Raw genomic sequence first — 21,397 nt, 5'->3', positions numbered from 1 at the left:
TCAATAGGGCGGGTCGAGCCGCGCGCGCTGGGCGCGCGCGGCCTGCGTCCACCAGCCGAGATCGTCGGCGAAGCGCGGGAAGGCGCGGGTGAGGGCGGCGCCACCGTCGCCCGCCGGTTCTCCGGTCGCATCGAAGGCATGGCCGATCCCGCCCACCGCGATCGTGCTCGACACCACCACCATGCCCATCTCGGACAGGATGCCGTGCCATGCGAGGCCGGCACGCGCACCGGCGAAACGTCCGGCCGAATAGCTGACGATCGCCGCGGGTCGCCAGTACCATTCCTCGAGGAAATGGTCGGTGAGGTTTTTGAGCCCGGGCTGCACGCCCCAGTTATATTCGCCGGTCACGAAGACGAAGGCGTCGGCCGTCCTGATCTTTTCTGCGAGGGCCTCCAGCGCGGGCGGCGCCTCGCCGCTGGGATACTCCTTGTACATGCGGTCGAGCATGGGGAGGTCGACTGCCTTGGCGTCGATGAGCTCGGCCGATGCACCGCGCTCGGCAAAGGCGCGGACGAGCCACTCGGCGAGGCGAATGCCCTGTCGGTCAGAGCGATAGGAGCCGTAGAAGATCAGAACCCGGTCGGGCATCGCGGCAATTCCTCGTTAAGCGTGTCGTGCAGAAGCACGGAGCGCGCCATCGCTCCGTGCCCTGCCGGGGATCAGCCTTCGATGAAGGCCAGCAGATCGGCGTTGATCCGATCGGCGTTGGTAACCGGCATGCCGTGGGGAAAGCCGGGGTAGGAGATGAGCTTGGCGTCCTTCACGATGTCGGCCGACATCTTGCCCGTGGTCGCGAACGGAACCACCTGGTCGTCCTCGCCGTGCAGGACCAGCGTCGGCACGTCGATCGCCTTGAGGTCGTCGGTGAAGTCGGTCTCGGAAAAGGCCTTGACGCCGAGCGTATGGGCGAGCGCCGAGCCCATCATGCCCTGGCGCCACCAGTTGAGCCGCACCGCCTCCTTTACCGCGGCGCCGTCGCGGTTGTACCCGAAGAAGGGGAGCGTGAAGTCGTAGTAGAATTGCGAGCGGTTCGTGGCCGTCTGCTCGCGCACCATGTCGAATACGTCCATCGGCACGCCGTCCGGGTTGGCGTCGGTCCTGACCATGATCGGTGCGACCGCACTGACCAGCACGGCCTTCTTAACCCGGCCCGGCTTGGCGCGCGCGACATAGCGGGCAACCTCGCCACCGCCGGTCGAGTGACCGACATGGACGGCATCGCGCAGATCGAGCGCGTCGGTCAGCGCGATGACATCGGCGACATAGGTGTCCATGTCGTGACCATTCGCTGACTGCGTCGAGCGACCATGGCCGCGGCGATCATGCGCGATGACACGGTAGCCCTTCTGGACGAAGAACATCATCTGCGCATCCCAGTCGTCCGAGCTGAGTGGCCAGCCGTGATGGAACATGACGACGGGTGCATCCGTGTTGCCCCAGTCCTTGTAGAAGATTTCGGTCTCGTCGGCGGTGGTGATGAAGGGCATTCGAGGTCTCCTCGGGCTTGGTTGGGTACGCGGCACGCTACGGGTCGAAGGTGACAATCAGGCGGCGTCGACGAGGACGATCTCTGAGTCCTCGATGGCGGTCACGCGCAACACGGCCTCGTCAGCGATCGCAGCGCCATCTCGCGCCTCCAGGCGGGTGCCGTTGACCTCGATCGTGCCCATCGCCGGCACGAGATAGCCGTGGCGGTTGGCGCCGAGCGGATATTCGGCGGTTTCGCCGGCCTTCAGCGTGGCCGCGACAATGCGGGCATCGGTGCGGATCGGCAGGGCGTCGCCATCGTCTGCAAAGCCACTGGCGAGCGTGACGAACTGGCCCGACCGGTCGCCCTTGGGGAATGGCTTGGCGCCCCATGACGGCGCTTCGCCGCGCGTCTTCGGTTCGATCCAGATCTGGAAGATGCGGGTGGTGCCCGGCTCCCTGTTATATTCGGAGTGGCGGACGCCCGACCCCGCACTCATGACCTGCACATCGCCCGCCTCGGTGCGGCCGACATTACCGAGCGAGTCCTGATGCGTGATCGCACCTTCGCGGACATAGGTGATGATCTCCATATCGTTGTGCGGATGCGGGGGGAAACCGGTTCCGGCCGCGATCGTATCATCGTTCCACACGCGAATCCCACCCCAACCCATCCGCGCCGGATCATAGTAGCTCGCGAACGAGAAGTGATGCTTGGCATCGAGCCAGCCATGGTTGGCACCACCAAGGCTGTCGAAGGGGTGACGGTCGATCATGTTCGGACTCCTGGGGAGCGCTGCTGCTCCGATGACGTGAAGATGCGCCATGATCGGGCTTGACGAAACGGCAAGATTGGCATTTCAATCTTGCCGAAAATGACAAAGCGACTTCCCGATCTTGAAGCCTGGGCGATCTTCGCCACGGTCGCCAAACATGGCTCCTTCTCGCGTGCAGCACGCGAGATGGGCATGTCCGATCCCACCGTCTCGAAGGCGATCGCGCGACTTGAGGCGCGCCTGGGCCTGACGCTGATTGCACGGACGTCGCGGCGCGTAGCGCTCACCGATGCCGGCCGCGCCGCGTTGGCGCGTGCATCGCGTATCCTGAGCGAGGGCGAGGCCGTTGAGGACGAGGCGGGCGAGCAATCCACCGTGCCCCGCGGACGCGTGCGGATCAGCGCGCCCTTGTCGTTCGGCATCGCGTATCTGGGGGCGGTATTGCCGGCCTTCCTGCAGGCCTATCCCGAAATCACCGTCGATTTCGCGCTGAGTGACCGCAAGGTCGATCTGGTATCCGAAGGGTTCGACCTCGCGCTCAGGATCGCCAGCCTGAACGACTCCTCGCTGCTGTCGCGGCGGCTCTGCACGGTCCGGTTGCTGCTGGTAGCGTCGCCCGACTATCTCGATCGCCACGGCATGCCGACGCACCCCGCCGAGCTGAGCCGGTATTGCGCGCTGGCCTATACGGGGGGTGCGTCGAGGGCGTGGCGCCTCACGCATCCGACGTTCGGGGAGGAGGCGATCGAACCGCCGGTGCGCGTCTGGACCGACAATGCCGATCTGCTCAATCCGGCGCTCGTTGCGGGGCAGGGGCTTGCGATCCAGCCCGAGTTCCTGGTCTGGCGCGAACTGCGCGACGGCAAATTGAAGGTCGCGATGCCGGAATGGTCGGTGACCCCGTTGGGGCTACACCTCGTCATGCCGCCAAGCCCGCTGCGACCACTTCGGGTGCAGGCGCTTATCGACTATCTGGCCCGTGAATTGGCAAATGCGCCGTGGGACGGCGCGTAGGTCAGGGAAATCGCACCTGTCGCCGTCCGTTCAGCCGGATGGATGCATGGATGGCTGAGCCGAGGCAGGTCGAAAACCGAGAGCCGGTGCCTTGGCAGCGTTGGCATGCTAGGGGCCCAGAAATGTCAAAGTCTCGAAGCAATGCCGGTACCGTCGATGTCGACGGGGTAACATATGACTGGCACCTCCAGCGCGAACCCTATCCGTCAGACGACGGGGGGTGGAAGGGGATGACGATTTCCCTTCTCCAGCGCGATGCCAAGCGCGAGGCGTTGATGGAATTTCCGGCGCCCAAGCGGCTCTTGAAGGGGTTGCCGCATGGTCGGCTACAGCTCGACGACGCGATGATCTCACGCTGCGTGCGCGCCGCTGTGGCGGCCGGCTGGGAGCCGATGTCGCGCGGCAAGCCCGTCGTCTTCATGGTCGACGCCGAAGGTAATTGACTACCCGGGGCGGATGCGAACCGAGGCCGACGTCGGCGCCCATCCGCTGAACTTCAATGTTGAACGTACGGCCGAAGTCGCGGAGCGGCCTGTGGGATTTACGCGGCCGGCGGCGTGGGTGGCTGACGGATCAGGCGATGTGCAAGGTGTAAAAGCGCTCCTCGATGATCCGTTCGGTCCGCTCGGACATGGCCTCGAGTCCACCAAACTGGAAGCCGAGTTGCGAGGCGTATGCCGCGCACGCAGCGATGCGACGTGTCCGTGTTTCCGGCGTCAGACGTTCGATCAGCGTCGGCACGGCGGCGACCCGGGTTTCGCGATCGGCATAGGGCCAGTCCTCCCACAACATTACGGCATGATCGGCACAGGACCGCCGCATCGCGTCCAGCACGACGTGATGGTCGACATGGTTGCCGAGGCACAACGGCCCCAGCACGAGATCCGGCCGTTCCGCCGCGAGCAGCTCGCCCAGCGCCGTTGCAACCGCGTCGACGATCCGGTCCTCAGGCAGCCGTTCGGCGAACAGCATCTTGGCCGAGGCATAACCGCGGTGCGGCGCCTCGAGGAACGGCAGATGGATCGCGCGCGCGCCGAGTGCCCGGCACGCAGCAAGATCCTCGTCACGGCGCAGCGCCATATAGTCGATCTCTGCGCCGAGACCCTTGTCGAGCTGACAGGCGAGCGCGAACCCGGTTGGCTGCGCGACGTTGCCGGTGAAGCACGTCGCAACGGTGACGTCCCAGCCCTGGTCGACTCGCGACGCCAGCAGCCCGCCTGCGGAAAAGGCCGCGTCGTCCAGATGCGGCGATATCGCGAGCAGTTTCATCGATCGCTCACAACAGATGCGGTTCGCTGCGGAAGCGGCAGGGGGTCATCGACAGGGTCGTATCGAAGCCGGTTTGCGGATGGCCGCTCAGGTCGCGGTAGATGCCGACGATCTGCTGCCCGACCGCGTCCCAGCTATAGACCCGGCGGCATTCTCCCAGCGCCGCGGTCGCCAGACGCGTGCGCAGGCTGGTATCGGTGATGATGCGCGTCAGCGAGGCCGCGAGCGCCGGCACGTCGCCGGGATCGGTCAGCATGCCGTTCTCGTCGTCGCGGATGCAGTCGACCACGCCCACGGCGTGGCACGAGACGACCGCAAGGCCGCACGCCATCGCCTCAAGGATGGTGTTCGAGAACCCCTCGGCGTAGGTCGGCGATACGAACACGTCATGCGCGCGGTAGAGTTCCGGCACCGCATCATAATCCGCATAGCCGCTGAAGGTCACACGGTCGGTAAGCTGCAGCTCTGTCGCAAGCGCCTGCGCGGGGTCGACGTCGGGACCGATGCCGGAGATGGTCGCGTGCCAGTCCCCGCGCACGGCCGGTAGCGCCTGCAGGAAGTCGAGCACGCCTTTGCGGCGGTCGACGCGGCCGTGATAGAGCAACCGGACCGGACCTTCGGGCGCGGTCATCACCGCCGGCGTGAAATGGTCGGTATCGACTGCCCCCGGCACGATCGTGAACCGGTCGAGCGGGGTGCCGAGCCGGTCATGGACTTCGCCGGCGAAACTCGCGCCGCCGATCAGCAGCGCGCCGGCATGGTCGAGCACCCGCACCATCGCGAGCCGGTGCGTCTCGCAGCACGAGCCGACCCAATGCCCGTCGCCGCCCTGGATCGACACGACGCAGGGCAGGCCGAGACGCCGGGCGGCGATCATCGTCGCCCAGCCGGTCGGATAGCCATATTGCGCGTGAAGCAGGTCGAACGGATGAAGCGAATGCTCGCGCGCAATCGCCTCGACCATCGCATCGATATCGCGTTCGAAGTCGCCGCCGTCCTGTTCGCCGAGCGCTTCGAGGCCGACGACGCGCACGCCCGGCACCGGGGGCGGGGGGCCGCCGCCATAGACGCGGGCGCGTGCGGGGTCGCCGTAATATTGGCTGATCATCGTCACGTCATGGCCCGCGGCAACGAGCTGCCGCAGCAGGTTGATCGCGTAGATCGACATCCCCGATATCGCAGGGAAAAAGCGGCGCGAGACGAAGCAGATCCGCATCAGGACAGCGCCGCGCGCAGATAGGCGATCGACTCCGGAATCGCCTGATGCGCACGCGGGCTCTCGCGCGACAGCTCGACGCAGACCAGCTTGTCGAAGCCGATCGACTCCAGCGCGGCGAGGATGGCGGGAATGTCCATGTCGCCCTGCCCGAACGGCAGATGCGTGTGATCGCCGCGGCGCATGTCCTCGACCGCGACGGTCCCGAGGCGGTCGGCATAGGCGCGCACGGCAGCATCTGGCGCGATGTCCTGCGTGACGAGACAATGGCCGGTGTCGAGCGCGAGACGCAGGTCCGGATGGCGGCGCGCGAGCCGCGCATAGTCTTCCACCGTCTCGATCAGCATGCCGGGTTCGGGCTCGAGGCTGACCGGGATGCCGGTCCGTGCCGCATGCTCGACGACCTTGCCGAGCCCCAAGTCGAGCCAGTCGAGCGCATCGTGCCGGGCGACGCCGGGTTTCGGCACACCCGCCCAGAACGACACGGTCTCGGCATTCAGGATCGCGGCGACCTCGAGCGCGCGGGCGAGGAACGCGACCCGCCGGTCACGCCCTGCGGGATCCGCCGTGACGAGCGTCGGTTCATGCTTGTCGCGCGGGTCGAGCAGATAGCGCGCGCCGGTCTCGATCACCGATCCCAGGCCGAGCGACCGGAGCAGCGCGCCGACGCGCTCCGCCTCGCTCGCCCAATCGTCGGCAAAGGGATCGAGGTGGTGATGATCCAGCGTGAGCGCGACGCCGTCATAGCCCGCGTCCGCGATCAGGTGCAGCGCGTCGTCGAGGCGGTGGTTGGCCGCCCCGTTGGTGTTGTAGGCGAAACGAAGCGTCATCGTGCCGCCTCCGTCTCGAGGCTCTGTTCGGACCAAGCGACGTGATGCGCTTCGGGTTCGCGGTAGAGCGGATAGAGCGGGCCGACGATCTCGTCCGCCAGCGCGGTATCGAAGAAGGGCTGGCCGCCCAGCCGTGCGATCGCTTCGTCCGTCAGGCGGACGGGCCGGCGAGTCGTGCTCGCCTCGCCACCGAAGCTGACCAGCGGGCTGTCGAGCGCGACGAGTTTGGCGACGTTGCGTTCGCCAATCCGGTAATAGCTCATCGTCTCGACCTCCATGCCCGGCACGATCACCTTGACGACCGCGACGCTGGCATCGGCGGGGGACATGTCGACGTAGAGGATGTCGAACCCGGCGGTCTCGACCGCCTCTCGCGCCAATTGGCCGCGCGCGCGGGCATCGGGGACGTCGGCGCGGGGCAGGTCGGCAAAGGCATGGCGGCTGCGCTCGGCGAGCATCGTCCCGGCGAGCCAGTCGCGCAAGGTCGCGGCGTCGACGTCGGTCCAGCGCTGCATCTCCGTGAAGGCGCGGCTGTCGCTCGATTTCGCGGCACCGCCGGCCTGTGCCATGAACCGGTCGATATAGCCCCGCGGCGCGATCGTCTTGGCGAGCGCCATCGGGCCGTGCGCGAACGCCTTGCGCACGCGGCTGGCGGCGTATTCGGCGATCGCCTTGGCCAGCGCCTGCACCGCGTCGGGATGCGCCGCCTCGCCGCACGCGGTCGCCATGATCGGCACCGCGGGCTCACGTGCATCGACGCCGACGCAATAGACGTTGGCGAGGCCGAACTCGTCGGTCGCGAATTTGGGGATCACGCGGACGTCGGCGGCGGCGAACCGGTTGACCAGATCGCCGATCTCGGCGGGCAGACATTCGGGCAGGTCGATTGCGACGCCGCGGTCGAGCGCGCGGAACAGCAACCCGTTGCCGTCGCGCTGGAGGATTTCGCACAGTCCGTGGCCGATCGCCCAGTCGAGGTCCGGCCCCGCGCCCATCCCGTTGGAGATGATCGTCGTGAACGGCACGTAACCGGGGGCCAGTTCTTTGGCGGAATAGGCGGCGAGGTCGATCGGCACGAGGACGCTCGAGCCGTCCGCCCACCGCCGGGCCTCGACCCAGTCGAGCGGCGTCTCGCGGTCGACCGGGGACCCAGCGGGAAGGCACAGCGTCAGCGGATCGGCGATCCCGCGTTCGCGAACGAGGTCGGCATAGCTGCCATGCGTCTTGCCGCGCGCGGACAAGGTCAGCGTCGGCCAGACCATCTCAGCGATTTCGCCCAGCGCGCCCAGAATCGCGGCCTGGTCGGTTGCGCCATAGCCGACGCCGTAGGGCATGATGCCATCGAGATCGGCGGTTTCGGGAAATAGCGCGACCACCCAGACGGGGATGCCGACACGGTCGATGCCGTCGATCGGGAACGCGACGATGTCGCCGGCGGGAAACGCGTCGAGATACAGATGGCAGGCCGCGTCCAACTGTTCGGGCAGGCCGGTGATAGTGCGGGTCATAGCGGGATCCTCTTCACGCCCGGCGCACGGGCCAGCGCCTCGTCGAGCACGGCGACGGCGACATCGCGGCCGACTTCGGGGGCATATTCGAACGGAGTCAGGACGGCATCGAACGCCAGCAGCGCGATCACCGCGCGGTAATGGCGGATCTCGCCATGCGTCAGCGGGATGTCCTTGTGGAACGCCTTGTGACTGGAGATCGCGTGGCTGACACCCGCTTCGTCCTGCTCGATCTTGAACATGTCGCCGCAGAACAGGCGCTTGCCGACCGCATCGTGGAGCGCGGCCTGACCTTCGTAATGGCCGCCGACGTGATGCAGCGTATAGCCCGGCGCGATCTCCAGGACTTCGTCATAGGGCGTCGTGACGCGGAACGCCTTGGTCATGCCGAGGTCGTCCTTGTGGATCGCGAGCATCTCGGGCGCGCAGTCGCGCTGGAGCTGGAACAGCGCGCCATAGCCATGCGCGTGACTGGCGGCGAGATAACGGATCCCGCCGAGCCGCGCGATCTGGTCGAGCATCGCGGTCGAGTAATAGGGGGCGGCCTCGAAGGCGATATTGCCGCCCTCGCGCACGATCAGCCAGCCCGTGCCGCCGAGCCCGAGATGCGGCGTCGTGGTGAAGGCCCAGAGATTGTCGGCAACCTGTCGCCAGCTGCCGTCATGGGTTGCGGCGACGTCCTGTTCGGGGAGGAAGCGCCAGCCGTCCTCGGGCAGGTCGTTGCGCGTATCGTTGCAGACCGGGCAGTCGGCGGGCGCGAAGTGTCGCTGCCAGAAGCCGCAATGGGCGCAGGCATACCAGCTCAGAGGCACGATCGCGCCTCGCTATAGGCGGCGTCGAATAGGCGCATCAGCGACAGGTCCCGGTCGATAGAGAAATCATGCGCGTCGCCGCGGACGGCGGCGGTGAACGCGGCGGCCTGCGCGGCAAAGGGGGATAATGCGGCGTCGAAGGGCAGGGCGGTCTCATCCCCGGTGCGCGCGCAACGCCGGATCACGGTGCCGCCCTCGGTCTGGCCCATCGTGTCGGTCGCGACCAGCAAGCCGTCCTCGCCAAGGATCTCGAGCCGGCGGCGCGGCAGCACCTCGGGGCAGTTATAGGCTACATGGCTTTGGACCAGGATGCCGCCTGCGGTGCGCCCCGACAGGATGCCGCCATCGTCGACCGGATAGTCGTGGATACGCCGCTGCAGGTCGATGTGCAGACGCGCGAGCGGTTCGTCGACCAGCATCGCCGCAAGATCGAGGCCGTGGAGCGCAAGGTCGATGACCGCGCCGCCGCCCGCTGCGGCCGGATCGGCGCGCCAGTTGCACCCGCCATCACCATCGGTCGGCGACCAGCTTGGGTCGACCCAACAAGCGTAGACGATGCGCACCGCGATCGGTCGGCCGATCGCCCCGTCGCGGATCGCCTGCGCCATCGCGCGGTGCGCGGGGTGATGGCGCTGGTCGAACGCGGTGCCGTAGAGATGCCCTGCAACGGACGCGCCGATGGCTTCGGCATCGTCCAGCGTCGCGGCGATCGGCTTCTCGCAGAGCACCGGAACGCCCGCCGCGACCGCTGCGCGGACCGGGTCGGCATGGAGGTTGTTGGGCGTGGCGACGTAGAGGCAGTCGAGCTTGGCATCGGCCAGCATCGCCTCGGCCGTATCATAAGCGAGGATGCCGCCCGACATCGCGCTGGCCTGCGCCATCGGCGAGGGGTCGGCGATCGCGACCACGGTTCCGCCCGATGCCGCGATCCCCGGCGCCATATAGTCGCGCGCGACCCAGCCGAAGCCGACAATGCCCCAGCGCATGCTCACCACCGCGCCGGCAGGTCGAGGACGCGACGGTGCCGCGCCGCATCACCGGTATCCGACAGCCATGTGGCCGCCGTGCCATATTCCGCGCGGTAGCGGTCGGAGGGCCAGCGCGGACCGGTATCACCGAGCAACGGATTGGGAACCAGCACCGCCTCGGCAACCGGCATCGCCAGCCCGCCGGTAAGCGGCCATGGCGCATCGCCGTCCGGTTCGACGATCGACCAGGCCTCGATCGTGGGATCGTCGGACCACCGGGTCTGCACGGGCGCATCACCCTCTAGCAACGCGCGCCGCAACTCGCGTTCGTCATAGACAGCCGCATCGGGGAACAGAGTCGCCCATTCGGCGCCGGCGCGGGCGGGGCCCAGCGCCCCGCCCGCAACGGCGGCGTTGTGGATGTGGCTGACGGCGAGCACGCCGCCGGGCGCGACGGCCTCCCGCAACAGCGCAGCGACGCGGGGCTGATCGGGCAGGAAGTAAAAGGCGTCGTGACATGCGACCAGGTCGAAGCTTTGCGCCGCGACCGGCCACTGCGCCGCGGCGTCGAACACGACATAGTCCGCGGCGGGCGCCACCCAGTGCTTGGCGAGCCAGCATTTCGAAAAGACCACGTCCGCGCCGACACACGCGACGCCGCGCACGGTAAGCTCGCGGAGATAATGACCGATCCCGCAGGCGAGCTCGAACGCGGTATCGGGCTGCCGCCAGTGCGCCTCGACCAGCGCGAGGCCGGCGAGATAAGTCGGATCGCTCCAGCGATGCGCGAAATAGTCCGCCACCGGTCCCATCCGGAGCAACGCCATCGCCGCGCGCAGCGACAGTGTGTCGCGCTCGCGCACCAGCTGCTTCAGCTCGCCGAGATCGGTTGCGGGGCCGGTCCACCACGCATCCTGGTCGGTCAGCAGCGCGACGAGCGCATCGTCCGGGCAGCCCGCGTCGAGATGGTCGAGCGCCACCGCTACCAGACCCTCGCTGTCGGTCCGCAGATACGGGATCCCGTCGACCACCGGCCAGCGCTCGCCCGGGGCGGCGAGCGAATGCGGCGTATCCGCGACCAGCGGCCGTCCGGAAAGCGGCGAGCAATAGGTCACAACAGGCCGACGTCGCTCAGCACGCGGTCGTGGAACGTCTTGACCGGTCCGGCATGGACGAGCTCATAGGTGTGGAGGACGCTGTCCATCGTTGCCGACGCGGCGCGGAGATGCTGTTCGATCTCCAGCACCCGGTCGAGCACGTCGGCGGCATGGAACGCGCGCGCCGCCGGGGTGGCATCGCCGGCGATCGGCGCGATCGCCGCGCGGACCTGCGCCGCGACCGTCGGATCGAGCATCGCCATCGCCTGTTCGCGCGCGGCATCGATCACGCGGTCGAGCAGGTCGCCGAGCAGCACCTCACCGGTAAACCCCGCATCGGGCATCGCGGCATTGTGGAAATGATGTGCCATCGACGCGAGGAACACCTCCGCCGGATCCGCGCCATAGCCGGGCGCTGCGAGCACGCCGTACACCGCGACGATCAGGCAATGCTCGGCGTGGTTTTCGGCGGGCTGGAGCAACAGGCGCGGCCGACCGGGACAGGTGACGCCGGCGCGCGGCTGCGTCGCGAGCTGCGGCACGAACCGCGGCACCGGCCCGGACGCCGGTGAACCCTCCGGGAGCGCATCGCGCAGCTCGGCGGCTAGCGCCGGGTCGAGCAGCACCGCCACCTCGTCGAACGCGCGTTCGAGCACGGCGCGCGCTTCCGCGTCCGACAGTCCAAGCTCGGCCAGCGTAGCGCGGTCGAGATCGCTCAGCCGGGCCGCGGCGAGCGCGGCGGCAACGGTGCGGCGCATCACCGCCGCTGGTGCCTCGCCCGCCGCCAGCGCCGCCCAGCCGCGTGCGAACAACCGCTCTGCGATGGACCCGTCGCGCTCCGCCGAGCGAATCCGCTTCAGGTCGCCGAGCTCGCGCAACAGCGGCAGATACGCTGCGCCAAAACTCACCGGCGGTCGAGCCAAGTGTCGAGGATCAGCTGCTGCTCGCCGAACGCGTGGATCGGCTCSCCGCCATCGGCGGTCTGCGGCATCTTGAAGAAGATCCCCATCTGGTCCTGCACGCCGCGGTCGCCGCGCGTCTGCGCGAGTGCCAGGCAGCGCGCGATCTCGATCGCGAGCGGCGCGGCGAGCACCGAATCCTTGCACAGGAAGTTCAGCTTCAGCTGCATCTTCTGGCCGAGGAAGCCGGTCAGGTCGATATTGTCCCACGCTTCCTTGTTGTCGCCGCGCGGCTTGTAATAATGGATCATGATGATGTGATCCTCGACCGGATAGCCGAGGATCTGGTCGAGCACCGACTTCTTGGTATCGACCTTGGAGGCGAGGCTCTTGGGATCGTCGAGCGCGAGGCCGTCCGAATTGCCCAGGATGTTGGTCGAGAACCAGCCGTCGACGTGCAGCGCACGGTCCCGCAGCGCAGGCGCGATCACGGTCTTCAGCAGCGTCTGCCCGGTCTTGCCGTCCTTGCCGGCGATCGGCACGCCGCGCTGGCTGGCCAGCTCGGCGAGCGGGGCGACGTCGGCGGCGACCGACGGCGTGAAATTGGCATAGGGCGTGTCGCTCGCGATCGCGGCATAGGCGTAGAGCATCGCCGGGCTGATCGCCGCGTCGTCGCTGTCGAGACCGCGCTCGAAGCCCTCGACGCTGGTCAGCGCGTCCGCAGCGAGATCGGCCTTGCGCTCGGTCGAGGCGAGATTGATCATCACCACCCGGTCGAGATTCTGCTCGTTCTTGAAGCGCGCGAGATCGTCCTGAATATGCTTGACCGCGGCACGGTGGCCGGGCGCGGCGATCTTGTTGGCGCCGTCGATGTTCGCACAGAAATCGGTCGATCCGACCGCGGGCCAGGGCCGCATGTCGGACAGGCTCGCGGCCCCGTGGGCGAGATCGCTCTCGGTAAGCACGCCGTGCTTCAGCGCAGCGGTGGCGAGGTCGTCATGGCTGAGGTCCCAGCCGCCGAAATGCAGGTCGCGATATGCCGCCATCCCCTCGACGTCGCGGCTGGCGAGCGGCAGGCCCGACAGGTCGTTCGACCCTGCACGGATCATCGCGATACCCGCCGCAGCGGTAGTGGCCACCGCGCCATTCAGTCCGATCACCGCGATCCCGACCCGTTCGCCCATAACTACGTCCTCTCAAAACAGAGGCCGGGGCTAGCCAACCGATGGGCAAAGTCCACAAATGTCTGTGGAAACGGCTGTTAAAGTGTTCTTAAGGTTACATATGTTGCCACTCTAGGCGGGGCTGCGATAGTCGCTCCCGGCGGCCACGCCGTCCCGCGCGCTTCGGTGGCATCATCACCTGCGCGATCCGCTATCCGTCAGACTCAAGACGGTCTTGATTTGGGGCAGCGGCGCAAAGCGGTCGGCCGCGGCTGGCGCCCAAGTGCGGACCTTCGGAACAGTCCTGTTCAGCGGAAACAGTGAATCAAGGCCTCGGCTGGCCGGGCATCATCTGTCTTGCAACCAGCCTGGGTGGTGATGGCCACTTTCGAGAACAGCGCGATCACGGATCGCTTGGCGTCGTCGAAGGACTCCATTCTCGGGAGGCATTGGCTAGCCGCTGCGGTCTGCACCCGACCGTCGATACTGGCTTCAAAAGCGGCCGTATCGCCGTGGCAGCCATAAACGCCTTCAGGGGGTTTCCCGATTTCGTTCAGGTCGTATTTGGGCGTCGCGAACACGGCTTTATCGAGCGCCGTTAGATCCTTCCAAACCGAGGCGTCAAGCGGATGCCGCTCCAAAGGTTTATCCTGCCACGTGAGGAGGAGCGTCACCGAACCGTCGCTCTGCCGCTCGATTTCCATCACGGGCGGATGGCCTGGAATCCAGACCGAGACGAGCAAGCGCCGAACATTCCGTCCTTTTTTCGCAGCCTCCTCAATTGGCATGAGCCCTGCTTCGACGAACCGTTCGCGGTGATAGGTCGCATTGTCCGCTATCACTCGCCTGAACGTGAGCTCGGACACGTCCTGGCCAACCGTCGCAATCAAGAGCAGTGTCGCTAGCAGCATAGGGTATCCTACCCTGTCCGACGGCCGAAGCAACGTCGGCGGTGCGTCGATTTTCCCCTTTCACGATGCAAGTCTCACCGTCTGCCCGATCGCGGCAGACCGCCGAGCCGCCTCGAGGATACGGGCCACGATCACCGCGTTCGCGAGCGATGAGGGATCGAGATCGGGTACCACCATTTCCCCTCGAACCACGGCCGCAAGGAAAGAGAACGGATCTTTATAAGATGGCTCGCGGACTGGAAGCGGACGATCGCGTGTTTCTCCCCTGCTGCGCACCATGAGCGTCTGGCTATCGGGGGTCACGAGGAGGGCTTTTTCGCCGAAGAGCTGAATGTCCTTGCGGTGATCCGGCCAGTTCCACGATGCCTCGATGACCGCAGTGGCGGTGGGATACGTCAACACGATCGTCGCCTCATCGTCGACCCGTGCATATACAGGATCGCTCTTCAACTTTTGCGTCACCGCGGTCACGCTGATCGGAGGGCGTCCGTCCATGAGCCAAGTCATGAGGTTCGCCCCGTAGCATCCAAAGTCGACAATCGCACCGCCGCCATTCGCCGCCGGATCGACCAGCCACGACAGGAACTCAGGCTGTACGCCAATTTCCTTCGGACCATAATGACCATCTCGGAACACGACCTTGCGGATGGCACCCGCAACGCCCGAGGTGATCGCCGTATGAAGCGCTGAACGACTTGGGTACCAGCTGGTCTCGTAATTGGTGAGCAGGTGGATGCGGTGACGGCGGGCAAGGGCTGCCATCGCCTCCGCTTCCGCGACGTCGAACGCCAGCGGTTTCTCCACCATGACGTGCAGCTTCCGCGGTGCGGCGGCCTCGACCACCGTCCGATGTTCCGCAACGGACCCGAATGCAAGGACCGCTTCAGGCTTTGTCCCGTCCAGCATCGGTGCGAGCCGATCATGCACCAGCGCCGGATCTATCCCGAACTCCCGGACATACCGGGCCGAGACCGCATGATCGGGCTCGTAAATGCCGATCACCTGTACGGCGCCCTGCGCGAGATTGCCGAAAAGACCGGCGACATGGCCGTGGATCAGCCGAGCGACAGCCACGCGTAACGGGGGTTTTTCCGCCTGACGCGGTGTTGATTCGGCTGACGCCATGGAAGTGCCCAGAGCCGAGCCGCCAACCGCGGCAGCGAGGAGCAGCGAACGTCGATCGATTGCGTGCGTCAAAATGCCCTCGGAAAACCACCAGGTTCGTATCCCTTAGCGGATGCCGGTAATCGATACACCAGGCTCCGACATTAGCGATATCTGTGCGCGTACGTCCGGACTTTGCGGTGGCGCTCTGCCGGTCGGTATCGCAAGGACGCGGACGGATTTCGGGCCGCGGTTCAGCGGCGTGGGACGACCTCGACGATGATATCGCCCGCCTCCAGACGCGACGCTTCAGGCTCCCAGAAGCAGAAATCCTGGTGCCCGCGATAGATGCGGTGACCGAGACCGGTGGTGATATCGGCCAGCGGCTTGCCGACTTCCTCGGCAGAGACTTCGCGTTCTCGGAGGACGACACGCCCGCCGGACGCGGCGAGATCGGCCATGTATTCGGCGGTATGCGCGCCATGCGTCGAGCCGGCGAGCAGAAGACCGGCAAAGCTGGCGGGGTTGATGACCACGTTGGCGCCTGCCTGATGCGCGATCGCTTCATTGTCCTCCGACCGGATCACCACGCTGATCGGCAGATCGGGCGCGATCCGCCGCGCCGTCAGCACGATGAGGATCGAGGTATCGTCGCGGCCGGCGGAGACGATGAGGGCGCGGGCGTTCGAGAGACGGGCTGCCTCGAGCGCGGCGTTGCGCGTGGCGTTGCCGTCCATCACCGTGGTGCCGCAACTCTCCGCTTCGCGTAACGCCGACGCGCGCTCGTCAACGACGACGATCATGGCTGGATCGGCACCGCGACGGATCAGCTCACTTACCGCCTCGGACCCGCTCGTACCGAAACCGGCGACCACGACATGGCCTTCGAGGTGTCGCTGGATTACCGACATACGCCATTTCTCCCAGACGCCTTTAAGCAGGAAATCATACGCGGTTCCCAGAAAGATGAGCCATACGAACAGCCGGATCGGTGTCACGACAAAGGTATCGAACATCCGCGCCTGCTGCGTCACGGGCACGATGTCGCCGTAGCCGACCGTCGTCACGGTAATCATCGTGAAATACAGGATGTCGGCGAACGTCACGGGCTCGCCCGAGTTCTGCCGCAGGCCATCGCGATCGAACCAATGGACCGCGAGCGCGATGCCGATCAGCGCGAGCGCGACCAGCGCCCGCCAGGACAGGGCCAGCCACGCCGGAGTTCGGCTCTGGCGTCGCAGCCGATAGTGCACGATGTCTGCATCGTTCGTGGTCATGCCATCTCATGCATCGCTGCGCAGCCGGTGTGAAGCACCGGTTCGTCGAGGATCGGCGCATGGAGATGGGGTCTGCCGCGGTCACAGGCCTCGAACCGTATCGCCTGTCCCAGCGCAACCCGGTCGAACGCCCCGTTCAATTGCAGTCGGGTATCTATCGGATCGCCTCATATATGCCGACCCCCATCGGCATCCCGGCTTCCGCGCGGCTGCGGCGCGCTCAGCGGTCGCGGCGTTCTTCGCGATAGTCCTGCAGAACCTCCTTCACGTCTTTCCGATCTTCGTTCGATACGGGCTCAGGCGTCCCGTTCGTGCCCGGCTTGCCTGTGAGGCAGAGACGCGAATGGATCGGCAGATGATCCGAACCAACATCCTCGAGGACCGCGAGGTCGCGAACCTTGAAGTCGGGGGTGACGAACATGTGATCGAGCGGCCAGCCGAGCAACGGCGTGCGGGCGGGGAAGGTCGCAAACGTACCGCGGCCGATCCGCGCATCGAGATACCCCCCGACCCGTTTGAAGAGCTGCGACGTATGCGACCAGGCGACATCGTTGAAGTCGCCGATCGCGAGGACGGGCAGCCTGGTGCTCGCCGCGCGTTTTGCGGCGATCGCGATTTCCGCATCGCGGGCCTCGGTATCCTGTCCGGGGATGGGGGGCCTTGGATGAAGCGCGATCACCCGGAACGCGCTACCGGCCGTCAATTCGGCGTGGATCGACGGCGTGTCCTTCTCCGCGATCGTCTCGATCCGGCCATCGCGCATGGGCAGGCGCGTGGCGAGGATCATGCCGTAGGTGTTGCCGATGGGGCGTTCGAGCCGGTGGGGATAGCGGGCCAATTGGGTCGTGAGTGCATCCGCCCAGCCGCGGTCGGTTTCCATGAGCAGGAGGATGTCGGGGCGCATCCGGTCGATCAGCCGCGCTGTCCGCGGATAGTCGCGGTTTGATTCCAGCACGTTCAGCGACAGCACGCTGAAACACGCGCCTTTCGCGCCGGGGGCATTGTCGGCGAAGGCCAGTTCCGTCCTTGCCAGCGGTGTGTAGGGATAGATCCGGTACAGCTGCCACCCCGCGGCGACGGCGCACAGCATGGCGATGCCGCGTCCCGCGCGCCGATCGAGCCAAAGCGACAGACCGGCAGCCAGCACCAGGCCTGCGAGGATCTGGACGCGCGGGAAATCCCAGATCCGGATCCACCACTCGTTGGACTCGAAGAGGCTGAGCCCGGTGACCAGGATCAGCAAACCGGCAAGGACCCGGATCAGCAGGATGAGTAGGCGCATGCGTGCCGTCTAGATCGGGCAGGTCGGGCAACCAAGCCATGGCCGGTCTTCATCAGAACGGAAAAAACGTCTGGATAGCCAGGATCGCGACGGCATAGGTGATGAGGTTGAGCGGCAGGCCGACCTTCACGAAATCCATGTAGCGATATCCGCCCATCTGGTAGACGATGACGTTCGTCTGGTAGCCGAACGGCGTCGCGAACGCCGCGCTGCCCGCCATCATCACCGCGACCAGGAACGGGCGCGGACTGACGCCCAGGCTTTCCGCCAGCGCGACCGCGATCGGCGTGACCAGCACGGCGACCGTCGCGTTCGACAGCAATTCGGTCAGCACCATGGTGATGCCGTATAGCACGATCAGCGCGGTCAGCGGGCCGAACTCCTGCATCGATCCGACCAGTGCCCCGGTCGCCTGGGCGGCGAGACCGCTCTGCTCCATCGCCATGCCGATCACGACCATGCCGGCGATCAGGATCAGGATCTGCGGACGTAGGCCGCCATAGGCTTCGTCCGCCGTGATGACCCGCAACAGGATCAACACGACCGCACCGGCAAAGGCGGAGGCGGCGATCGGCGCAAGCCCGGCCGCGGCGACCGCGATCGCAGCGACGAACACGCCCAGCGCGATCGCCGCCTTGACCGGCTGGAACGGACGATGCTCCGCGAACAGCGACGAGTCGCCGACCTGCGCACCCGGGACATCGATCTCGCGCGCGGATGCGACCGGAGGCGGGTCGGCGAGGCTGCCGCGCATGAGCTTGCCCGAGAACAGGAAAAGGTAGATGCCGCCCGCCAGCGCCATCGGCAGCCCGACCGGCGTGATCTCGAACATGCCGAAGCGCGGCTGCCCTGCGACGCGCGCCATGTCGTCGACCAGCAGGTTGGTCGACGTGCCGATCAACGTGCAGCAGCCCGTCAGGACGGTGATGTACGACAACGGCATCAGATAGCGTTTGGGCGGCAGCTTCAACGCGGTGGCGACGTCGCGGACCACCGGTGCTCCCAGCACGACGATCGGGGTACTGTTGAGGAAGCACGACACCACGCCGATCGCGCCCAGCATCAGCCAGATGCCGGCCGACCCGAGGCGCTTGCACATCTTCACCGCGGCTTCGATCGCACGGTCGAGCAGCCCCGACAGTTCGAGCGCGTAGGCGATGACGAACAACGATGCGAGCGCGATGATCGCAGGGCTGGCAAAGGCACCCTGGACCTCGATCGGACGTACGACGCCTGTGATCAGCAGGACGGCAGCACCGCTCAGCGCCACGACGTCGGAGCGCACCTTGTCCCAGATCAGCGCCGCGACGACCGCGACCAGAACGACCAGGGTCAGGACCTGATCGAGTGTCATGCAGGCCTCCGCGAATTGGGGCTGTGCAATATGGCCATCGCGATGTGGGTCGTGGGCATCGCGATCGGGTATGCGAAATTGACGGGTTTTGCTATCGGTCAGCAATGGATGAGCCAAGCTTGCGGAAAAGTCGTCTTGCTCTTGCCGGCGGTATTGCGGCCGCTCTGGCCGTTGGCGGGACCGGATTTCTCATCGGGCGCGGAACGTCACCGCGCAACGTCGAGCCTGTCGTCGCCGGGCCAGTGGCTGCCGCTCCTGCCGCTGCGCGCGAACCGGTCGTGCCGCCGACGCCCGGCAATGCCGTGTTGGCCCGTGCCGATATCATGACGCTGGCCGCACAGATGGCAGACGCGGTCGCCTCGGGGCGGGCCATGCCCAGCGCTGTCGCCGACGCTGCGGGGCAACGCTTCGAACTGCGACTTCCGTTCGGATGTCGCGGACCGGCCGAGGCTGAAAGCGACGCCGCAATGCGCTGGCGGTATGACGAGACGGACAAGGCCCTCCGGGTGCACGTCGCACCGGTCGTCTGGACGCGCGCCGACATCCTCGATGCCGCGGGGCAAGCGACCGCAGGGGAGGCCGTCGAGGGGTTCTGGATAGCGCGACCCTGGACGGCGAGTGAGGCGTGCCCCGCGACGCGGGACAATCCCGCGCCGGATGGAACGGAGGCCGTGACGCTGCCGGGGCAGACGCTGGCGATCGCCCAATTCTTCGACGGTGACGGCGCGCGACTGGGCCAGCGGAACGGCAAGCCGTATGAAACCGTCGTTCGCCTGCAACCCGACGCACTCCAAGCCGAACGCGGATTCCAGCTGCGGATCGCCGGTCGGATCGCCGACATACCGGGGCAGGGGCCGGTGTCCTGTCGGCAGCCTGCCGGGGCCGAGCAGCGCCCGATCTGCGTCGTCGGCGTGACGATGGACGAGGTGGCGATCGACAACCCCCGCACGGGCAAGACGCTCGCAACCTGGAACGTCACCACCGCAGGGGCCGCCGATCGCTAACGATTGGCCGACCTACAGCGCGCGGATCAGCGCCGCTCCACGGTCACCGGCCCGCAGCCGCCACGACGGCGCGTGTCACGTCGCCCATCAGGCGCATCCGCACCGGGATCGGTTGCCGCGTGCTCGCGATCATCACGGCGATTGCATAGCGATGCCCGTCGGGCGCGACGAGCAATCCGACGTCGTTATACCCGGTCGACAGCGTGCCGAGGTCCTGGCCCGTCCCCGTCTTGTGCGCGAGCGTCCAGCCGGGGCGGAGGCCTGATTTCAGACGAAGCGGGCCGGTCTTGCTGGAGCGCATCAAGGTCAGCAACGACGCGGTCGAGCGCGCGCTCAACAGCTTGCCCTGTGCCAGCAACGACAGCCCCAGCGTCACGCCATTGGCCGAGGCGCCGTCGAGCGGCGCCGCGAGATACCGACGCAGCGCCTTGTCGCGTGCCTCATAGGTCATCGCCGCACGCGCCTGAAGGAATCCCCAGCCGCCAGCCCATTCCGGCCGCCATTCCAGTCCGGCCGTACGCGCCTGCAACTGCCGCTCTCCTGGGCCGAACCGGACGCCCGCAACGCCCTTCTCCGCGAGCATGCGGTTGATCGCGTCGGGGCCGCCGACGCGCCACAGAAGCACGTCGTTGCAGGTGTTGTCGCTCCGCGTCATCGCCCCGCGCAGCAGCTCGCCGATCGTCGTCCTGTACCCATCCGCGCCGACCAGCGTCCGGATCGGTTGGTGGAACACGGTAAGATCGGATTTCGTGACCGTCACCGGATCGCTGAGCGACATCCGGCCCCGGTCGACCGCATCCATGACCGCGATCGCGACCCAGAACTTGCTCACGCTCTGCTGCGGGCGCGGACTATCCCCTTCCCAGGCGACGACCCAGCCCTCGTCGATATCGCGGACGCTGATGCCGGCGTCACCCTTGAAGCTGGCGCCCAGCGCCTGGACGGCGTTGAGCAGGTCGGCCGACGGCTGGGCCCGGATTGGCACCGGCCTTGGCGGTGTTCGGGCCGGCGTGCTCGTCTGCACGGTGATCGGTACGGATGCGGGCGAGACAGGCTGTCGACCGGCAGGAACGCACGCCGCGAGCCCGGACAGACCGGCAACGATGCCCGCGCGGCGACACAGCAATTCAAATGACAACGACACTTCCCCTTTCAGGCCTTGTAGCCGCCTGTTCGTGAAGCGGAACCGGATCGCATCGGCTTCGACCCGCAGCGGCCTCGGCTCGGCGCGGCGATGTTGAATCCGTCGTCTGCGTGATCGCTGCCGCCGAGATCGGTATAGCCGGGACGACGGCTTGGGTTTAACCGGCGCCATGCGTCTGCCCCGCTCTCTTTGTGCCGCTGCCCATCGTCGTGATGCCGGCGAGCATCACCGGTGCGGGACGGGCAACACCATGAACCGGCGCAGTCCTGCTCCGGATCCTGAGTGGCGCCACCACGCCG

Annotated in this window: 21 protein-coding genes; 3 read left to right on the top strand and 18 right to left on the bottom strand. The window is 66.8% G+C overall.

The window, feature by feature from the left end; translation table 11 throughout:
* The 3 genes from ASE72_RS16615 to ASE72_RS16605 all read right to left on the bottom strand — a co-directional run bounded on the left by ASE72_RS16615 (window position 1) and on the right by ASE72_RS16605 (window position 2,246).
* A complete protein-coding gene (locus tag ASE72_RS16615; RefSeq protein WP_056023860.1) occupies window positions 1–591 on the bottom strand; it encodes an NADPH-dependent FMN reductase in 591 nt (196 codons plus the stop codon).
* A gap of 71 nt (window positions 592–662) precedes the next feature.
* The gene (locus ASE72_RS16610) at window positions 663–1,490 is read right to left on the bottom strand and encodes an alpha/beta fold hydrolase (protein ID WP_056023857.1); all 828 of its coding nucleotides are present in this window, start codon (window positions 1,488–1,490) and stop codon (window positions 663–665) included.
* Between the two features lie 57 nt (window positions 1,491–1,547).
* A complete protein-coding gene (locus ASE72_RS16605; protein ID WP_056023854.1) occupies window positions 1,548–2,246 on the bottom strand; it encodes a pirin family protein in 699 nt (232 codons plus the stop codon).
* Between the two features lie 99 nt (window positions 2,247–2,345).
* Here ASE72_RS16605 and ASE72_RS16600 point away from each other — a divergent pair, with 99 nt between their 5' ends.
* Window positions 2,346–3,260 carry a LysR family transcriptional regulator gene (locus ASE72_RS16600; RefSeq protein ID WP_056023851.1) on the top strand — a complete coding sequence of 305 codons (915 nt, stop codon included), beginning with the start codon at window positions 2,346–2,348 and terminating at the stop codon, window positions 3,258–3,260.
* Between the two features lie 122 nt (window positions 3,261–3,382).
* Window positions 3,383–3,703 carry a hypothetical protein gene (locus ASE72_RS16595; protein ID WP_056023848.1) on the top strand — a complete coding sequence of 107 codons (321 nt, stop codon included), beginning with the start codon at window positions 3,383–3,385 and terminating at the stop codon, window positions 3,701–3,703.
* Between the two features lie 130 nt (window positions 3,704–3,833).
* On the opposite strand, the gene ASE72_RS16590 is transcribed toward ASE72_RS16595, so the two are convergent.
* The 14 genes from ASE72_RS16590 to ASE72_RS16525 form a co-directional block, all read right to left on the bottom strand.
* Window positions 3,834–4,529, bottom strand: a complete 696-nt coding sequence (locus ASE72_RS16590; protein WP_056023845.1) for a PIG-L deacetylase family protein — start codon at window positions 4,527–4,529, stop codon at window positions 3,834–3,836.
* A gap of 7 nt (window positions 4,530–4,536) precedes the next feature.
* Window positions 4,537–5,697, bottom strand: a complete 1,161-nt coding sequence (locus ASE72_RS16585; RefSeq protein ID WP_235532406.1) for a glycosyltransferase family 4 protein — start codon at window positions 5,695–5,697, stop codon at window positions 4,537–4,539.
* A gap of 47 nt (window positions 5,698–5,744) precedes the next feature.
* On the bottom strand, window positions 5,745–6,575 hold the full coding sequence (locus ASE72_RS16580; RefSeq protein WP_056023838.1) for a sugar phosphate isomerase/epimerase family protein: 831 nt from the start codon (window positions 6,573–6,575) through the stop codon (window positions 5,745–5,747).
* Complete coding sequence (locus ASE72_RS16575; protein WP_056023835.1) at window positions 6,572–8,083, bottom strand: YcaO-like family protein; 1,512 nt, start codon at window positions 8,081–8,083, stop codon at window positions 6,572–6,574. The genes ASE72_RS16580 and ASE72_RS16575 overlap by 4 nt, the downstream gene beginning before the upstream one ends.
* Window positions 8,080–8,895, bottom strand: coding sequence for a hypothetical protein (locus tag ASE72_RS16570; protein ID WP_056023834.1), 816 nt, complete (start codon window positions 8,893–8,895; stop codon window positions 8,080–8,082). Before ASE72_RS16570 ends, ASE72_RS16575 begins: the two co-directional genes overlap by 4 nt.
* Window positions 8,886–9,881, bottom strand: coding sequence for a Gfo/Idh/MocA family protein (locus ASE72_RS16565; RefSeq protein ID WP_156350562.1), 996 nt, complete (start codon window positions 9,879–9,881; stop codon window positions 8,886–8,888). Before ASE72_RS16565 ends, ASE72_RS16570 begins: the two co-directional genes overlap by 10 nt.
* Before the next feature lie 2 nt (window positions 9,882–9,883).
* Window positions 9,884–10,978, bottom strand: coding sequence for a class I SAM-dependent methyltransferase (locus tag ASE72_RS16560; RefSeq protein ID WP_056023829.1), 1,095 nt, complete (start codon window positions 10,976–10,978; stop codon window positions 9,884–9,886).
* The gene (locus ASE72_RS16555) at window positions 10,975–11,868 is read right to left on the bottom strand and encodes a hypothetical protein (RefSeq protein ID WP_056023826.1); all 894 of its coding nucleotides are present in this window, start codon (window positions 11,866–11,868) and stop codon (window positions 10,975–10,977) included. The genes ASE72_RS16560 and ASE72_RS16555 overlap by 4 nt, the downstream gene beginning before the upstream one ends.
* Window positions 11,865–13,043 carry an inositol-3-phosphate synthase gene (locus tag ASE72_RS16550; RefSeq protein ID WP_056023823.1) on the bottom strand — a complete coding sequence of 393 codons (1,179 nt, stop codon included), beginning with the start codon at window positions 13,041–13,043 and terminating at the stop codon, window positions 11,865–11,867. The genes ASE72_RS16555 and ASE72_RS16550 overlap by 4 nt, the downstream gene beginning before the upstream one ends.
* 287 nt (window positions 13,044–13,330) lie before the next feature.
* Window positions 13,331–13,933: a hypothetical protein gene (locus tag ASE72_RS16545; RefSeq protein WP_056023820.1), complete on the bottom strand. Its 603-nt coding sequence runs from the start codon at window positions 13,931–13,933 to the stop codon at window positions 13,331–13,333.
* Window positions 13,934–13,993: 60 nt separating this feature from the next.
* Window positions 13,994–15,058, bottom strand: coding sequence for a Gfo/Idh/MocA family protein (locus tag ASE72_RS16540; protein WP_082446168.1), 1,065 nt, complete (start codon window positions 15,056–15,058; stop codon window positions 13,994–13,996).
* A 233-nt stretch (window positions 15,059–15,291) separates the two neighbouring features.
* The gene (locus ASE72_RS16535; protein ID WP_056023815.1) at window positions 15,292–16,314 is read right to left on the bottom strand and encodes a potassium channel family protein; all 1,023 of its coding nucleotides are present in this window, start codon (window positions 16,312–16,314) and stop codon (window positions 15,292–15,294) included.
* Between the two features lie 220 nt (window positions 16,315–16,534).
* On the bottom strand, window positions 16,535–17,596 hold the full coding sequence (locus ASE72_RS16530; protein ID WP_056023812.1) for an endonuclease/exonuclease/phosphatase family protein: 1,062 nt from the start codon (window positions 17,594–17,596) through the stop codon (window positions 16,535–16,537).
* 52 nt (window positions 17,597–17,648) lie between these two features.
* Window positions 17,649–18,950: an SLC13 family permease gene (locus ASE72_RS16525; protein WP_056023807.1), complete on the bottom strand. Its 1,302-nt coding sequence runs from the start codon at window positions 18,948–18,950 to the stop codon at window positions 17,649–17,651.
* Between the two features lie 119 nt (window positions 18,951–19,069).
* Here ASE72_RS16525 and ASE72_RS16520 point away from each other — a divergent pair, with 119 nt between their 5' ends.
* The gene (locus ASE72_RS16520) at window positions 19,070–19,954 is read left to right on the top strand and encodes a hypothetical protein (RefSeq protein ID WP_156350560.1); all 885 of its coding nucleotides are present in this window, start codon (window positions 19,070–19,072) and stop codon (window positions 19,952–19,954) included.
* A gap of 43 nt (window positions 19,955–19,997) precedes the next feature.
* Here ASE72_RS16520 and ASE72_RS16515 read toward each other — a convergent pair whose 3' ends face one another.
* Window positions 19,998–21,092 carry a serine hydrolase gene (locus ASE72_RS16515; protein WP_443024780.1) on the bottom strand — a complete coding sequence of 365 codons (1,095 nt, stop codon included), beginning with the start codon at window positions 21,090–21,092 and terminating at the stop codon, window positions 19,998–20,000.
* Between the last annotated feature and the right edge of the window lie 305 nt (window positions 21,093–21,397).

The organism is Sphingomonas sp. Leaf20, from assembly GCF_001421535.1.
In the GTDB taxonomy this organism is placed as follows: Bacteria; Pseudomonadota; Alphaproteobacteria; order Sphingomonadales; family Sphingomonadaceae; genus Sphingomonas.
Note: the sequence above shows the minus strand (reverse complement) of the source record. Positions and strands in the feature narration are given on the sequence as shown.

Excerpts from the sequence above, each read along its gene's own strand:
- ASE72_RS16615 (WP_056023860.1), bottom strand. The coding sequence starts at position 591 with ATGCCCGACCGGGTTCTGATCTTCTACGGCTCCTATCGCTCTGACCGA.
- ASE72_RS16610 (WP_056023857.1), bottom strand. The coding sequence starts at position 1,490 with ATGCCCTTCATCACCACCGCCGACGAGACCGAAATCTTCTACAAGGAC.
- ASE72_RS16605 (WP_056023854.1), bottom strand. The coding sequence starts at position 2,246 with ATGATCGACCGTCACCCCTTCGACAGCCTTGGTGGTGCCAACCATGGC.
- ASE72_RS16600 (WP_056023851.1), top strand. The coding sequence starts at position 2,346 with ATGACAAAGCGACTTCCCGATCTTGAAGCCTGGGCGATCTTCGCCACG.
- ASE72_RS16595 (WP_056023848.1), top strand. The coding sequence starts at position 3,383 with ATGTCAAAGTCTCGAAGCAATGCCGGTACCGTCGATGTCGACGGGGTA.
- ASE72_RS16590 (WP_056023845.1), bottom strand. The coding sequence starts at position 4,529 with ATGAAACTGCTCGCGATATCGCCGCATCTGGACGACGCGGCCTTTTCC.
- ASE72_RS16585 (WP_235532406.1), bottom strand. The coding sequence starts at position 5,697 with ATGTCGATCTACGCGATCAACCTGCTGCGGCAGCTCGTTGCCGCGGGC.
- ASE72_RS16580 (WP_056023838.1), bottom strand. The coding sequence starts at position 6,575 with ATGACGCTTCGTTTCGCCTACAACACCAACGGGGCGGCCAACCACCGC.
- ASE72_RS16575 (WP_056023835.1), bottom strand. The coding sequence starts at position 8,083 with ATGACCCGCACTATCACCGGCCTGCCCGAACAGTTGGACGCGGCCTGC.
- ASE72_RS16565 (WP_156350562.1), bottom strand. The coding sequence starts at position 9,881 with ATGCGCTGGGGCATTGTCGGCTTCGGCTGGGTCGCGCGCGACTATATG.
- ASE72_RS16545 (WP_056023820.1), bottom strand. The coding sequence starts at position 13,933 with ATGCTGCTAGCGACACTGCTCTTGATTGCGACGGTTGGCCAGGACGTG.
- ASE72_RS16540 (WP_082446168.1), bottom strand. The coding sequence starts at position 15,058 with ATGGCGTCAGCCGAATCAACACCGCGTCAGGCGGAAAAACCCCCGTTA.
- ASE72_RS16535 (WP_056023815.1), bottom strand. The coding sequence starts at position 16,314 with ATGACCACGAACGATGCAGACATCGTGCACTATCGGCTGCGACGCCAG.
- ASE72_RS16530 (WP_056023812.1), bottom strand. The coding sequence starts at position 17,596 with ATGCGCCTACTCATCCTGCTGATCCGGGTCCTTGCCGGTTTGCTGATC.
- ASE72_RS16525 (WP_056023807.1), bottom strand. The coding sequence starts at position 18,950 with ATGACACTCGATCAGGTCCTGACCCTGGTCGTTCTGGTCGCGGTCGTC.